Origin of the sequence: Burkholderia sp. BCC0397 (genome assembly GCF_902832865.1) — a bacterium.
Lineage (GTDB): Bacteria > Pseudomonadota > Gammaproteobacteria > Burkholderiales > Burkholderiaceae > Burkholderia.
Genome location: NZ_CADFDL010000014.1, coordinates 132,146 through 147,556, shown reverse-complemented (window position 1 = coordinate 147,556; position 15,411 = coordinate 132,146). Strand labels below are relative to the sequence as shown.

11 protein-coding genes are annotated in these 15,411 nt (G+C 66.6%); 6 read left to right on the top strand and 5 right to left on the bottom strand.

The features are described from left to right. Window positions 1-12 precede the first annotated feature (12 nt). On the top strand, window positions 13-783 hold the full coding sequence (gene ugpQ / locus HWX03_RS30475; RefSeq protein ID WP_175823951.1) for a glycerophosphodiester phosphodiesterase: 771 nt from the start codon (window positions 13-15) through the stop codon (window positions 781-783). Between the two features lie 183 nt (window positions 784-966). Here ugpQ and HWX03_RS30470 read toward each other — a convergent pair whose 3' ends face one another. Further along, the gene (locus HWX03_RS30470; RefSeq protein ID WP_175873817.1) at window positions 967-1,698 is read right to left on the bottom strand and encodes an OmpW family outer membrane protein; all 732 of its coding nucleotides are present in this window, start codon (window positions 1,696-1,698) and stop codon (window positions 967-969) included. A 192-nt stretch (window positions 1,699-1,890) separates the two neighbouring features. Between HWX03_RS30470 and HWX03_RS30465 the strand changes: the two genes are divergently transcribed. The 3 genes from HWX03_RS30465 (at window position 1,891) to HWX03_RS30455 (ending at window position 9,148) form a co-directional block, all read left to right on the top strand. Beyond that, window positions 1,891-2,604, top strand: coding sequence for a transposase (locus tag HWX03_RS30465; RefSeq protein WP_027783329.1), 714 nt, complete (start codon window positions 1,891-1,893; stop codon window positions 2,602-2,604). A 288-nt stretch (window positions 2,605-2,892) separates the two neighbouring features. After that, window positions 2,893-7,596, top strand: a complete 4,704-nt coding sequence (locus HWX03_RS30460; RefSeq protein WP_175873816.1) for a glutamate synthase-related protein — start codon at window positions 2,893-2,895, stop codon at window positions 7,594-7,596. A gap of 85 nt (window positions 7,597-7,681) precedes the next feature. Continuing rightward, complete coding sequence (locus HWX03_RS30455) at window positions 7,682-9,148, top strand: glutamate synthase subunit beta (RefSeq protein WP_174387936.1); 1,467 nt, start codon at window positions 7,682-7,684, stop codon at window positions 9,146-9,148. A 61-nt stretch (window positions 9,149-9,209) separates the two neighbouring features. On the opposite strand, the gene HWX03_RS30450 is transcribed toward HWX03_RS30455, so the two are convergent. Beyond that, window positions 9,210-9,608, bottom strand: coding sequence for a hypothetical protein (locus tag HWX03_RS30450; protein WP_175873815.1), 399 nt, complete (start codon window positions 9,606-9,608; stop codon window positions 9,210-9,212). A gap of 196 nt (window positions 9,609-9,804) precedes the next feature. Continuing rightward, complete coding sequence (locus HWX03_RS30445; protein ID WP_175873814.1) at window positions 9,805-10,419, bottom strand: hypothetical protein; 615 nt, start codon at window positions 10,417-10,419, stop codon at window positions 9,805-9,807. 169 nt (window positions 10,420-10,588) lie between these two features. Between HWX03_RS30445 and HWX03_RS30440 the strand changes: the two genes are divergently transcribed. Further along, the gene (locus tag HWX03_RS30440) at window positions 10,589-12,079 is read left to right on the top strand and encodes an alanine/glycine:cation symporter family protein (protein ID WP_175873813.1); all 1,491 of its coding nucleotides are present in this window, start codon (window positions 10,589-10,591) and stop codon (window positions 12,077-12,079) included. Continuing rightward, window positions 12,076-12,642, top strand: a complete 567-nt coding sequence (thpR, locus tag HWX03_RS30435) for an RNA 2',3'-cyclic phosphodiesterase (protein ID WP_175873812.1) — start codon at window positions 12,076-12,078, stop codon at window positions 12,640-12,642. Before HWX03_RS30440 ends, thpR begins: the two co-directional genes overlap by 4 nt. An 83-nt stretch (window positions 12,643-12,725) precedes the next feature. On the opposite strand, the gene HWX03_RS30430 is transcribed toward thpR, so the two are convergent. Further along, a complete protein-coding gene (locus HWX03_RS30430; protein ID WP_175873811.1) occupies window positions 12,726-14,009 on the bottom strand; it encodes a D-amino acid dehydrogenase in 1,284 nt (427 codons plus the stop codon). Window positions 14,010-14,034: 25 nt separating this feature from the next. After that, window positions 14,035-15,297, bottom strand: coding sequence for an MFS transporter (locus HWX03_RS30425; protein ID WP_174431370.1), 1,263 nt, complete (start codon window positions 15,295-15,297; stop codon window positions 14,035-14,037). Window positions 15,298-15,411 lie beyond the last annotated feature (114 nt).

The following is a 15,411-nucleotide window of genomic DNA, read 5'->3' as shown; positions in this document are numbered from 1 at the left end:
GGGAGACCGATGATGACGATCCGTACCGACTGGCCCTATCCGCGCGTCGTCGCCCATCGCGGCGGCGGCACGCTCGCGCCGGAGAACACGCTGGCCGCGCTCGACGAGGGCGCGCGGCGCGGTCACCGGATGGTCGAGTTCGACGCGAAGCTGTCGGCCGACGACGTGACGTTCCTGCTGCACGACGACACGGTCGACCGGACCTCGAACGGCCACGGAGCGGCGGCGGGCATGCGTTATGCGGCGCTGGCCGCGCTCGACGCGGGCGCGTGGCGCGACGCGCGCTTCGCGGGCGAGCGAATGCCGACGCTCGAGGCGGCGGCGGCGCGCTGCCTCGCGCACGGGCTGGCCGCGAACGTCGAGATCAAGCCGTGCCCGGGGCGCGAGCGCGAAACCGGCCAGCGCGTGGCGGCCGACGCGGCCGCGTACTGGCGCGATGCCGCCGTGGCGCCGCTGCTGTCGTCGTTCTCGTTCGACGCGCTGCAACAGGCACGCGCGAGCGTGCCGGCGCTGCCGCGCGGGATGCTCTACGAAGTCGTGCCGGACGACTGGCATGCGCAGGTGATCGACGCGCTCGACTGCGTATCGTTGCATGCAGACCACAGTCGGCTCGACGAACCGCTCGTGCGCGCGATCAAGGCCGCCGGGCTGCGCATCCTGGTTTACACGGTGAACGACCTCGAACGGGCGCGCGAACTCGCGCGCTGGGGCGTCGATGCGGTCTGCACGGACCGAATCGACCTGATCGCGCCCGATGCGCTGGACGACATCCACGTCGTCTGACGGCCACGGCCGCGGCGGTGGCGGTTGTCCGGTGAAACTCTTGCCCGGAACGTGCCTGACGCGAAAAAACGACGCCCCGACGGGATTCCCGCCGGGGCGTTTTGCATCGTGGAGACGTTACGCCAGGAAAAATCCGCTACAAATTGCAGCAGGATTAACCATTCCCCAAATATTCGACTACGCTTAGAAGCGGTAGCCGACGTTCAGGTACGTGACGATCGGGTTCAGCGAGATGTGGGCCTTCGACGTTTCCGTCAGCGTACCGACCGGCGTCCGGCGGGCCGTCGTGAAGGTCGCGGTCACGCTGACAGGGATGTACGAGAGCGACAGGCCCGCGAACCAGTGCTTCGTGAAGTTGTACGTGAAGCCGGCGTTGAAGACGGGCGCCCACTGGTTGCTGGTCGTGGCGCTGGTCGGGCCGCCGAGCACGCCGTTCTCGAAGCTGCTGTTCGTGATCTTCGCGCCGGTGAACCAGATATACGTTGCGCCGATGCCGACATACGGACGGAACTTCGCGTTGGCGTCGTTGAAGTGGTAGCGAAGCAAGACGGCGGGGCTCCACTGGTACGCACGACCGAGTACGCCGAACTTTTCGAACTGACCCTTGCCGGTAATGTCGAACTTCGGCGGTATCCCCATCACGAGCTCGGTGGAGATATGGTCGGTAACGAAGTAGCCCGTTGCGAGCCCCAGCGTATCGGCGTCGGTGATGCCGGCGCCGGTGTTGGGAATCGATTGGTTGATGGGCGTGCCGCCTACGCCGTAGACGAACAGCGGGTCGCTGCTGTCCTGCGGCGAAAGGTGCAGCCAGCCGGTGCTGACGTAGAAATCACCTGCGGATTGTGCATGTGCCGTACCGCCCGCGAACGTGAATGCGAGCGCTGCGGCCCCCGTAATGGCCAGTTTTCGTTTCATTGTGTCTCCTCCGATCAAAGGCGTGCTCATTATGACGACTGCGTTTAAAACCAAACAAGCTCGTAAGTTAGAGTTTTCACCCTAGGATTCGCACGACCGTACGCTTACGCGCGCCGCAGGGGCAGGCATTCTACGCAGTGCGCATTTTCGGACCTCCGGGTATTTCCTAACGCGTTCAAACGGACATTCAGCATGGCACGGTTAGCACGACTCTACGTTCCCGACCAGCCGCAGCACGTGATACTGCGCGGCCTGGATCAGCAACCCGCGTTCGTCGACGACCAGGACTACGAACTCTTCATCGACTGCCTGAAGGCCGCCGCACGCGATCATCACCTGTCGGTGCATGCCTACGTGCTGCTGCCGCGCCAGGTGCAACTTCTCGTGACGCCGAGCGACGAGGCGAGCCTGCCGAAGGCGATGCAGGCCGTCGGCCGTCGCTACGTCGCGCATTTCAACCGGCGCTATTCGCGGCGCGGCACCCTGTGGGAAGGCCGCTATCGCGCGACGGTGATCGAAGGCGAGCGCTATTTCCTGCTCGCGAGCCGCGTGGTCGAGATGAGCCCGGTGCGCTCGCAGCTCGTCGCGACGCCCGAGGCCTATCGGTGGTCGAGCTACCGGCATCACGTCGGGCTCACCGTCGACAGCCTGATCACCGACCATCCGCTCTACTGGGCGCTCGGCAACACGCCGTTCGACCGCCAGCGCGCGTACAAGGAGCTGTGCGAGCAGCCGCTCGACGAGCGGCAGGCCGACCAGCTGCAGCAGGCGACGCTGAAGGGTTGGGTGCTCGGCGGCGAGAATTACCGCGAGTGGGCGGCGCGCACCGCGAACCGGCGCGTCTCGCCGTTGCCGCGCGGACGCCCCAGAAAGGTGCGCGAGAACACGCCGCCGATCCAGCAGTAAGGCCGGAAAGGCGGGCCAGAAGCGGCGCTACGGGCGCCGCTTCTTTTTGCACCAAAACGATACAGACCCAATAAAACAGCACCACATCAAGGCATCCATTTAATTGGGGTTCAATCAAGCGGTTTTTGTTGCTATTCCCTTGATTCGTCGCGTATATTCCGAATTCCGGTGGCCCGGGCGAAGTCTGCCCAACCACTGTCGGCCGCGCCGTCTCCCGTCGGGAGCGGGATCGATGGCAACAAGAAAACGGTTCAACGGCCTCCAGGCCCCCTTTACGACGGTGTCCCCATGAACGACCACCAGCAGCCGCTCGCCGCGGTGCCCGCCGCACAAGGTCTGTACGACCCGCAAAACGAACACGACGCCTGCGGCGTCGGCTTCGTTGCTCACATCAAGGGCAAGAAGAGCCACGAGATCATCCAGCAGGGTCTGAAGATCCTCGAGAACCTCGATCACCGCGGCGCGGTCGGCGCCGATCCGCTGATGGGCGACGGCGCGGGCATCCTGATCCAGATTCCGGACGCGTTCTATCGCGAGGAAATGGCGAAGCAGGGCGTGGACCTGCCGCCGGCCGGCGAATACGGGGTCGGGATGATCTTCCTGCCGAAGGAGAACGCATCGCGTCTCGCGTGCGAGCAGGAGCTCGAGCGGACGGTGAAGGCCGAAGGCCAGGTCGTGCTCGGCTGGCGCGACGTGCCGGTCGACCATGCGATGCCGATCTCGCCGACGGTGAAGGCGAGCGAGCCGCTGATCCGCCAGATCTTCATCGGCCGCGGCAAGGACATCATGGTGACCGACGCGCTCGAGCGGAAGCTGTACGTGATCCGCAAGACGGCGAGCCACCGCATCCAGGCGCTGAAGCTCAAGCACGGCAAGGAATACTTCGTGCCGTCGATGTCGGCGCGCACGGTCGTCTACAAGGGGCTGCTGCTGGCGGGCCAGGTCGGCGTGTACTACCGCGACCTGCAGGACCCGCGCGTCGTGTCGGCGCTCGCGCTCGTGCACCAGCGCTTCTCGACCAACACGTTCCCGGCGTGGGAACTGGCTCACCCGTACCGGATGATCGCGCACAACGGCGAGATCAACACCGTGAAGGGCAACGTGAACTGGCTGAACGCGCGTACCGGCGCGATCGCGTCGCACGTGCTCGCCGACGATCTGCCGAAGCTGTGGCCGCTTATCTACCCGGGCCAGTCGGATACCGCGTCGTTCGACAACTGTCTCGAGCTGCTGGTGATGGCCGGCTACCCGCTCGTGCACGCGGTGATGATGATGATCCCGGAAGCGTGGGAACAGCACACGCTGATGGACGAGAACCGCCGCGCGTTCTACGAATACCACGCCGCGATGATGGAGCCGTGGGACGGCCCGGCCGCGATCGCGTTCACCGACGGCCGCCAGATCGGCGCGACGCTCGACCGTAACGGCCTGCGCCCGGCGCGCTACATCGTCACGGACGACGACCTCGTCATCATGGCGTCGGAAGCCGGCACGCTGCCGATCCCCGAATCGAAGATCGTCAAGAAGTGGCGTCTGCAGCCGGGCAAGATGTTCCTGATCGACATGGAACACGGCCGCATCATCGACGACAAGGAACTGAAGGACAACCTCGCGAACGCGAAGCCGTACAAGAGCTGGATCGACGCGGTGCGCATCAAGCTCGACGAGATCGAGCCGAAGGCCGAGGACGTCGCGGCCGGCCGCACCCAGGGCGCCGCGCTGCTCGACCGCCAGCAGGCGTTCGGCTATACGCAGGAAGACCTGAAGTTCCTGATGGCGCCGATGGCGCAGCAGGGTGAGGAAGCCGTCGGTTCGATGGGCAACGACTCGCCGCTCGCGGTGATGTCGAACAAGAACAAGACGCTCTATCACTACTTCAAGCAGCTGTTCGCGCAGGTCACGAACCCGCCGATCGACCCGATCCGCGAGAACATGGTGATGTCGCTCGTGTCGTTCGTCGGCCCGAAGCCGAACCTGCTCGACACGAACAACATCAACCCGCCGATGCGGCTCGAAGTGTCGCAGCCGGTGCTCGACTTCAAGGACATCGCGAAGATCCGCGCGATCGACCAGTACACGGGCGGCAAGTTCAGCGCGTACGAGCTGAACATCTGCTATCCGGTGGCGTGGGGCAAGGAAGGCATCGAGGCGCGCCTCGCGTCGCTGTGCGCGGAAGCCGTCGACGCGGTGAAGTCGGGCTACAACATGCTGATCGTGTCGGACCGCAAGACGGACGCCGAGCACGTCGCGATTCCGGCGCTGCTCGCCACGTCGGCGATCCACACGCATCTCGTCCAGCAAGGGCTGCGCACGAGCACGGGCCTCGTCGTCGAGACGGGCTCCGCGCGTGAGACGCACCACTTCGCGCTGCTCGCGGGCTATGGCGCGGAAGCCGTGCACCCGTACCTCGCGATGGAAACGCTCGCGAAGATGGCCGAAGGCCTGCCGGGCGACCTGTCGCCGGAGAAGGCCGTCTACAACTTCACGAAGGCGGTCGGCAAGGGCCTGCAGAAGGTGATGTCGAAGATGGGCATCTCGACGTACATGTCGTACACCGGCGCGCAGATCTTCGAAGCGCTCGGCCTGTCGAGCGACCTCGTCGAGAAGTACTTCAAGGGCACGGCGTCGAAGGTCGGCGGCATCGGCCTGTTCGAAGTCGCGGAAGAGGCGATCCGCCTGCACCGCGACGCGTTCGGCAACAGCCCGGTCCTGCGCGACATGCTCGACGCGGGTGGCGAGTATGCGTATCGCGTGCGCGGCGAAGACCACATGTGGACGCCGGATTCGATCGCGAAGCTGCAGCACGCGACGCGCAGCAACTCGTACCAGACGTACAAGGAATACGCGCACCTGATCAACGACCAGACCAAGCGTCACATGACGTTCCGCGGCCTGTTCGAGTTCAAGGTCGAGCCGACCAAGGCGATCCCGATCGACGACGTCGAGCCGGCGAAGGACATCGTCAAGCGCTTCGCGACGGGCGCGATGTCGCTCGGTTCGATCAGCACCGAAGCGCACGCGACGCTCGCTGTCGCGATGAACCGGATCGGCGGCAAGTCGAACACCGGCGAAGGCGGTGAGGACCAGAAGCGTTACCGCAACGAACTGCGCGGCATTCCGATCAAGGCGGGCGAGACGATGAAGTCGGTGATCGGCGACGAGATCGTCAGCGACATTCCGCTGAAGGACGGCGATTCGCTGCGCTCGAAGATCAAGCAGGTCGCGTCGGGCCGCTTCGGCGTCACCGCCGAGTACCTCGCATCGGCCGACCAGATCCAGATCAAGATGGCGCAGGGCGCGAAGCCGGGCGAAGGCGGCCAGCTGCCGGGCCACAAAGTGTCGGAATACATCGGCAAGCTGCGTTACTCGGTGCCGGGCGTCGGCCTGATCTCGCCGCCGCCGCACCACGACATCTACTCGATCGAGGATCTGGCGCAGCTGATCCACGACCTGAAGAACGTGAACCCGAGCGCGAGCATCTCCGTGAAGCTCGTGTCGGAAGTGGGCGTGGGCACGGTCGCGGCCGGTGTCGCGAAGGCGAAGGCCGACCATGTCGTGATCGCCGGCCATGACGGCGGCACGGGCGCGTCGCCGCTGTCGTCGGTCAAGCATGCCGGCACGCCGTGGGAACTCGGCCTCGCCGAAACCCAGCAGACGCTGGTGCTGAACCGCCTGCGCGGCCGCATCCGCGTGCAGGCCGACGGCCAGATGAAGACGGGCCGCGACGTCGTGATCGGCGCGCTGCTCGGCGCGGACGAATTCGGCTTCGCGACGGCGCCGCTCGTCGTCGAAGGCTGCATCATGATGCGCAAGTGCCACCTGAACACGTGCCCGGTCGGCGTCGCGACGCAGGATCCGGTGCTGCGTGCGAAGTTCAAGGGCCAGCCCGAGCACGTCGTGAACTACTTCTTCTTCGTCGCCGAGGAAGTGCGCGAGATCATGGCGCAGCTCGGTATCGCGAAGTTCGACGACCTGATCGGCCGCGCCGACCTGCTCGATACGCGCAAGGGCATCGAGCACTGGAAGGCGAAGGGCCTCGACTTCTCGCGCGTGTTCTACCAGCCGGAAGAGTGCGAGGACGTCGCGCCGCGTCACGTCGACGTGCAGGATCACGGCCTCGAGCGTGCGCTCGACCACGTGCTGATCGAGAAGGCGAAGGCCGCGATCGAGAACGGCGAGCATGTGTCGTTCATCCAGCCGGTGCGCAACGTGAACCGGACGGTCGGCGCGATGCTGTCGGGCGTGATCGCGAAGAAGCACGGCCACGACGGCCTGGCCGACGACGCGGTGCACATCCAGCTGAAGGGCACGGCCGGCCAGAGCTTCGGCGCGTTCCTTGCGAAGGGCGTGACGCTCGACCTCGTCGGCGACGGCAACGACTACGTCGGCAAGGGCCTGTCGGGCGGCCGGATCATCATCCGCCCGACCAACGACTTCCGCGGCAAGTCCGAGGAAAACATCATCTGCGGCAACACGGTGATGTACGGCGCGATCGAAGGCGAGGCCTTCTTCCGCGGCGTGGCGGGCGAGCGCTTCTGCGTGCGCAACTCGGGCGCGACGGCGGTCGTCGAAGGCACGGGCGACCACGGTTGCGAATACATGACGGGCGGCACGGTCGTCGTGCTCGGCGAGACCGGGCGCAACTTCGCGGCCGGTATGTCGGGCGGCCTCGCATACATCTACGATCCGGAAGGCACGTTCGCGGCGAAGTGCAACAAGTCGATGGTCGCGCTCGATCCGGTGCTGCAGCAGGCCGAGCAGGAGCGCACGGTCGACCGCGCACTCTGGCACGAAGGCGCGACGGACGAAGCGCTGCTCAAGGGGCTCATCGAGCGTCATTTCCAGTTCACGGGCTCGCCGCGCGCGAAGTCGCTGCTGGAAAACTGGGACGCGGCGCGCCGCCAGTTCGTGAAGGTGTTCCCGCACGAATACAAGCGCGCGCTGGGCGAGATCGGTGCGAAGAAGGCGGCGAAGGAAGTGCTGGCCGCCTGAGCGACGAACGACATAGCGAATGCCGCGCGCGCCTGACGGCCGCGCGCGGCTCCCCCACCCGATACACCGAACAGAAGAGCACCTTATGGGCAAGGCAACCGGTTTTCTGGAGTTCGAACGCCGCCACGAGGCGTACGAAGCACCGCTCACGCGCGTGAAGCACTACAAGGAATTCGTCGCGGCACTGACCGACGCGGACGCGAAGGTCCAGGGCGCGCGCTGCATGGATTGCGGCATCCCGTTCTGCAACAACGGCTGCCCGGTCAACAACATCATTCCCGACTTCAACGATCTCGTTTACCGCCAGGACTGGCAGCAGGCGATCGAAGTCCTGCACTCGACCAACAACTTCCCCGAGTTCACGGGCCGCATCTGCCCGGCGCCGTGCGAAGCGGCGTGCACGCTCGGGATCAACGACGACCCGGTCGGCATCAAGTCGATCGAGCACGCGATCATCGACAAGGCTTGGGGCGAAGGCTGGGTGAAGCCGCTGCCGCCTGAGCACAAGACCGGCAAGAAGGTCGCGGTCGTCGGTTCGGGCCCCGCGGGCCTCGCCGCCGCGCAGCAGCTCGCGCGCGCGGGCCACGACGTGACGGTGTTCGAGAAGAACGATCGCGTCGGCGGCCTGCTGCGTTACGGGATTCCCGACTTCAAGCTCGAGAAGTGGCTGATCGACCGCCGCATGCGCCAGATGGAAGCAGAAGGCGTGACGTTCCGCACCAGCGTGTTCATCGGCAAGGATCCGCTGCCCGAGTCGATCGGCAGCCTCGCGAAGGAAACCATCTCGCCGGACACGCTGAAGGAAGAATTCGACGCGGTCGTGATCGCCGGCGGTTCGGAAACGCCGCGCGACCTGCCGGTGCCGGGCCGCGAGCTCGCCGGCGTTCATTTCGCGATGGACTTCCTGCCGCAGCAGAACCGCGTGAACGCGGGCGACAAGCTCGTCGACCAGCTGCTCGCGAAGGGCAAGCACGTGATCGTGATCGGCGGCGGCGATACGGGTTCGGACTGCGTCGGCACGTCGAACCGTCACGGCGCGAAGCAGGTCACGCAGTTCGAGCTGCTGCCGCAGCCGCCGGAAGAGGAACACAAGCCGCTCGTGTGGCCGTACTGGCCGATCAAGCTGCGCACGTCGTCGTCGCACGAGGAAGGCTGCGAGCGCGACTGGGCGGTCGCGACGAAGCGTCTCGAAGGCAAGAACGGCAAGGTCGAGAAGCTGATCGCGGTGCGCGTCGAGTGGAAGGACGGCAAGATGCAGGAAGTGCCGGGCTCCGAGTTCGAGATGAAGGCCGATCTCGTGCTGCTCGCGATGGGCTTCACGCAGCCGGCTGCGCCGGTGCTCGACGCGTTCGGCGTCGCGAAGGATGCGCGCGGCAACGCGCGTGCGGCGACCGAAGGCGATCGTTCGTACTACACGTCGGTCGACAAGGTGTTCGCGGCAGGCGACATGCGGCGCGGCCAGTCGCTCGTCGTATGGGCGATCCGCGAAGGCCGCCAGTGCGCGCGTTCGGTCGATGCGTACCTGATGGGGCATTCGGAATTGCCGCGCTGAGCTGAATCGCGCGAGCGGGTTTCGATGGAAAGCCGGGCGTCCGAGAGGGCGCCCGGTTTTTTTATTTTTGAGGCTGCGGGTGATCGCGGGTTTGCCCGGTTGGGGCGCCCAACGGATCGATGGTTCGCCCGTAGCTTGCAAGCTGCCCGTTGCAATCGATCATCGCGGTATATCGGGTTTCGTCAACGCGCAGCGGGAATTCCCACACGCCCAGCTTCCACGCGTGATACTGCGGCGCGCCGTCGAACCGGATGCTGTCCGGCGGTATTCCGTGCGCTTCGAGAAGACGGGCCTGGACTTTTTTCCGTAGCGCATCGACAGACATGTCGGGGCAACTGCCTTCGGTCCGCTCATATCGGGAAGTCGCGACGACGAAAAATAGTAGTGCGTAGGTGCAGATCGTTGCGATAACCAGCCAGAGAACCAGCCGGAACGATCCGCGTATGACGCTGGCAATCATGGGGCGCTCGATGCGGGATGAACAACGTGAGGGGTAACCCGGGCAGCTGAATTCTCGGCGTCGCCCGAGCGCCTGCTAGCGCGTGTGTTCCAAACCGGTGTCGAGCTTGAACAGGCGTCGTCGCCGCCTCCTGCCGGAATGGCCGGCTTCGCTGACGCGCTGAACGCGCGGTCGTCCGGCGCGTCGACCCGGGGAATCATCGGTAGCCTGGGACGGGATCGACCGCGCGTGGTTCGATACCGGCCGACGAATGGCTTCGTTGCACCGTGGCCGGTTCGAGCGGCAGCATTTGAAATTTCCCGAAGCCCGTGACGTGACGCCCGCAATCGATCGTGGCGACGTAGCTCGCTTCGCCGGACTTCAGGTCGAAGTGCCACCAACCGAGCCTGTCGGCGTGGTAACGCGGCATGCCGACGAATTCGATGTCGTCCGGACGCATGCCGCGCGCTTCGGCGAATGACAGAATGCGTGCTTCGAGTTCCCCGAGCGGTGCGCCGGGGCAATAGCCGTCGTCGGGCTCGTATCGCGCGATCACGACAATGGCTAGAAACAACACGATGAGTGCGATGGTTGCCATGACGACAATCAGCGCGAGTCGACTGGCGTAGCGAATGACGGTTGGGATCATGAGCGCGTGCGGATACTTCTCTGGTCGGTGAAGTTGCATCCTCTCGCGTCCCGTTCGGGCAATCCGGACGGTGTCCGGTCTGGTGTCGGGCGAGCGGCGTCCGAAAGACATTTCGACGTCCGGATTTTCATGCGGGGCGCGCGCCAGCCGGTAGCCGGGACCGGGAGCGTATCGCATCGCCATCCCGCATTTTCGCGAAGCGTCGTCTAACCTGATGACATCCGGCTTCGATTTTTCGCCATCTCAATTCCTTTCGTTTTGTAATAATCCTTGCAAACTGTCATATCATGTCGCCCCTCGGGCCGCGTTCGCGGACGCCGCACATGACTGACGCTATTTACAAGGACTCTGGATGGAAGCATTCGTGCATGGGCTGATCGACACCGTCAACGGCGTGTTGTGGAACTACGTGCTGATCGCGCTGCTGCTCGGCGCCGGCGCGTGGTTCACGTTGCGGTTCCGGATGATCCAGCTGAAGGCGCTGTTCCTCAGCATGAAGCTGGTCGGCAGCAAGGGCGAGCCGGGCAGCATTTCGTCGTTCCAGGCGTTCGCGACCGGGCTCGCAAGCCGCGTCGGTACCGGCAACATCGCCGGCGTCGCGGTCGCGCTGACGGTCGGCGGGCCGGGCGCGATCTTCTGGATGTGGATGACCGCGCTCGTCGGGATGTCGTCCGCGTTCGTCGAGGCGACGCTCGCGCAGATCTTCAAGGTGTCGCACCCGGACGGCAGCTATCGCGGTGGCCCCGCGTACTACATCCAGACGGGCCTGCGTTCGCGCGGCTTCGGCGTGCTGTTCTCGCTGTCGCTGATCCTCGCGTTCGGCTTCGTGTTCAACGCGGTGCAGGCCAATGCGATCGCCGACGCATTCCATACGTCGTTCGGCTGGCGCCGCGAGACGGTCGGCCTCGGTCTCGTGCTGCTCTCCGCGCCGATCATCTTCGGCGGGATCCGCCGCATCGCGACGGTCGCGCAGGTGATCGTGCCGCTGATGGCGATCGGCTACCTCGCGCTTGCGGTCTATGCGGTCGCGACGCACATCACGCTGGTGCCCGGCGTGATCGCGTTGATCGTGAAGAGCGCGTTCGGCCTCGAGCAGGCGGCCGGCGGCCTGACCGGCTATGCGGTCAGCCAGGCGATCGCGATCGGCGTGAAGCGCGGGCTGTTCTCGAACGAGGCGGGGATGGGCAGCGCGCCGAACGCGGCCGCGACCGCGAGCACGCGCCACCCCGTCACGCAGGGGCTGATCCAGATGCTCGGCGTGTTCGTCGACACGATCGTGATCTGCAGCGCGACCGCGTTCGTGATCCTGCTGTCGGGCCAGTACGCGCTCGGCACCGGAATGGAAGGCGCGGCGCTCACGCAGCGCGCGATCTCGAGCCACGTCGGTGACTGGGGCGGCATCTATATGGCCGTCGCGATCTTCTTCCTCGCGTTCTCGTCGGTGATCGGCAATTACGCGTATGCGGAGGGCAACGTCGAATTCATCACGAAGCGGCGCGGCGTGCTGCCGCTGTTCCGCATCGCCGTGCTCGGCATGGTGATGTTCGGCAGCGTCGGGCAACTGCCGCTCGTGTGGGCGATGGCCGATACGAGCATGGGGCTGATGGCGATCATCAACCTGATCGCGATCCTCGCGCTCGGCAAGTATGCGCACGCCGCGTGGGCCGACTATCGCCGCCAGCGCACGGCAGGCGTCGCCGATCCGGTGTTCACGCGCAACACGATCCCCGAACTCGCGCGCGTGCTGCCGGCCGACGTGTGGGGCGAGCACGGCCCGCTGCCGCAGCGTCCGGCGTCGGCCGACGCGTCGAACGCGCCGCGGGCCGCCGTGAGCGAGTCATGAACGGCGACCGGCTCCGTGCGTTCGTCGCGCTGATGCCCGATGCGGCGTCGCGCGACGCGCTGCACGCGTTGCCGGTCACCCGTGGCGCGCGGCGCACGCTGCCCGCGCAACTGCACATGACGCTCGCGTTCATCGGCGCAATCGAGCGGGACCGGTGCGACGCGCTGGCCGCGCACCTGCCCGCGCTTGCCGCCGCGCATGCGCTGCCGTCGTTGCCGGTCGAGCGGATTGCGTGGTGGCCGAGCCTGCCGCGCGCTCGGCTGATCGTCGCGGAGCTCGCGGCCGATGCCGCTTGCATCGCGCTGAATGCGGGGCTGGCGGCGCTGCTGCGCGAACTCGGCGTGCCGGCCGACCGGCGGCCGTTCCGGCCGCACGTCACGCTCGCACGGCTGCCACACGATGCGGTTGGCCAGCCCGCGCACGGCGGCACGCCGGGGCGGCCCGTCGAGGTGCGGGTCGAAGCGCTGACGCTGTTCGAAAGCCGGCTGTCGCAGGAAGGCGTGTCGCATCGGCCGATCGTGTCGGCGCCGATCGCACCGGCGGAAGGCCGGACGCCGCAGTAACGATACGCGCCGACGGCCGCGCGCCAGGCCGGTCGCAACGGCGCATCGCTTCGACATCGCTTCGACGTTACCCGCCGGCAGCACTACCCGTCATAGCGCGCGAGCGTCAGGCCCGCCAGATCGATCTCCGGCGCGCGTCCGGTGACGAGATCCGCGACCACCTTTCCCGACCCCATCGACATCGCCCAGCCCGTCGAGCCGTGGCCGACGTTGAGCCAGAGGCCATCGATCCCGCTCGCGCCGAGCAGCGGCGGCCCGTCGGGCGTCATCGGACGGCGGCCGACCCAGAAACGCGCCGACGCGCGATCGGCCGCGTGCGGGAACCAGTCGTCGAGCACCTTCATCAGCGTGTCGAGCGCCTGCTGCCGCAGCGCCGCGCGGCGGTTGCCGAGTTCCGCGGTGCCCGCGACGCGCAGCGTCGGGCCGAAGCGCGTGATCGCCGTCTTCAGCGATTCGTCCATCAGCGCGGCGCACGGCGCCTTTTCATCGTCGACGACCGCGAGCGTGGCCGAGTAGCCCTTCACCGGATACAGCGGCACGTCGATGCCGTGCGGTCGCAGCAGGCCGGCGCTGTCGACGCCGAGCGCGACGACGATCGCATCGGCGGCGAGCAGGGCATCGCGTTGAGCGGCCGCGCCTGCTTCGAGCGAGTCGACCCGCACGCCGCGCACCTTGCCGCCCGTGACATCGAGCGCCCGAATCGCGGTACGGAACCGGAACGTCACGCCGTTCGCTTCGCACAGCGCCCGCAGCTCGCGCGTGAAGCGCGCGCAGTCGCCGGCTTCGTCGTCAGGCAGGTAGATGCCGCCGACGGGGGCCTGCCGTGCCCAGCGTAGGCCCGGTTCGACCGCGGTGCAGCCGGCCGCGTCGAGTTCGCGAAACGCGATGCCGGCATCGCGCAGCACCTTCAGCGCGGGCTGCGCCATCTCGACGTCGAACGCGCCGCGCAGCAGTTGCAGGTAGCCGCGGCTCGCGCCGTAGTCGAATGGATAGCGCTCGCGAAACGCATGCAGGCACGCACGACTGTAATACGCGATGCGCTGCATCCGCTGCTTGTTCACGCGGAACCGCTCGAACTCGCATTCGCGCAGCCAGCGCGCGATCCAGCGCCACTGCGCGGCATCGAGCGTCGGCCGGAAGATCAGCGGCGACGCGGGCTTGAACAGGTACTTGAGGATCTTGCCGGGCATCCCGGGCGCGGCCCACGGCGTCACGTAGCCGGGCGCGATCACGCCCGCGTTGCCGAGGCTCGTTGCTTGCGCGACATCGGCCTCGCGTTCGATCACGGTGACGTCGCAGCCTGCTTCGCGCAGGTGCCAGGCGGTGGTGACGCCGATCACGCCGGCGCCGAGAACGATCACGTGCATGCGGTGTCCGGAACGAAGCGGTGGCTCACGACGCGACGGCCGGATCGTCGGCGAGCGACTTGCCGCGCGTTTCCGGCAGCACGAGCGCCGCGACGATCACGAGCAGGTAGCCGCCGCCCGCGACGAGGCCGATCGCCTTCACGAGCGACATCGACTGCGACAGCGCGCCGACGAGGATCGGGAAGAACGAGCCCAGCCCGCGGCCGAGGTTGTAGCAGAAGCCCTGGCCCGAGCCGCGGATCGCGCCCGGATACAGCTCCGACAGATATGCGCCGACGCCTGCGAAGATGCCCTGCACGACGATGCCGAGCGGAAAGCCGAGCAGCAGCATCGCGGTATCGGTGATCGGCAGCATCGTGTACGCCATGCCGAGCGAGAACGAGCCGATCGCGAACAGGATGAACGACGCGCGGCGGCCGAGCCGGTCGGACAGGATCGCGCCGACCACGTAGCCGACGAACGAGCCGACGATCAGCACGACGAGATAGCCGCTCGTGTTGAACACCGACAGGTGGCGCACGGTTTTGAGATAGGTGGGCAGCCACGTCGTGATCGCGTAGTAGCCGCCGAGCATGCCGGTGCACAGCGCGCTGCCGAACAGCGTCGCGCGCAGATGCGGCGGCGAGAAGATCTCGAGGAAGTGGCCCGACACGCGGCCTTCGTCGCGTGCGCGGCGCGTGGCCGTGTAGATGTCGGGGTCGCTGACGTTGCGGCGGATGTACAGGATCCATAGCGCGGGCACGATGCCGATCCAGAAGCACGCACGCCACGCGACCTGCTCGGGCAGCAGCGCGAAGAACGCCCAGTAAAGAATCGCGGCCGCGCCCCAGCCGAACGACCAGCTGCTCTGCACGGTGCCGACGGCCTTCGCGCGATGCTCGGGCGAGCGGATCGTCTCGGCCATCATGATCGTCACGACCGACCATTCGCCGCCGAAGCCGAAACCCTGCAGCGTGCGCGTCGCAAGGAGCTGCCAGAACGAATGCGTGAAGCCGGACAGGCACGTGAACAGCGCGAACGTCGCGATCGTCCACTGCAGCACGCGCACGCGGCCGTAGCGGTCGGCGAGGATGCCGGCGACCCAGCCGCCGACTGCCGACGAGATCAGCGAACTGGTCGCGATCATCCCGGCCTCGCTCTTCGTCATGCCCCAGGTGGCGATCAGCGTCGGAATCAGGAACGAATAGATCATGAAGTCGAACGCATCGACCGCGTAGCCGCCGAATCCGGCGTACAGCGTCCGGCGCTCGCGCGTCGACAATTCGTTGAACCACTGGAATGCCTGCATGCTTGCCGCCCCCTCTCGTCTTGTCTCGTGTCGCGCCGCCGCGTCGCGGTTATTTTACGGGCGCGGTCCTGCACGCCAAAAAGGCGGATGCGGGTTCGAGCGGAAAGGCGGGCG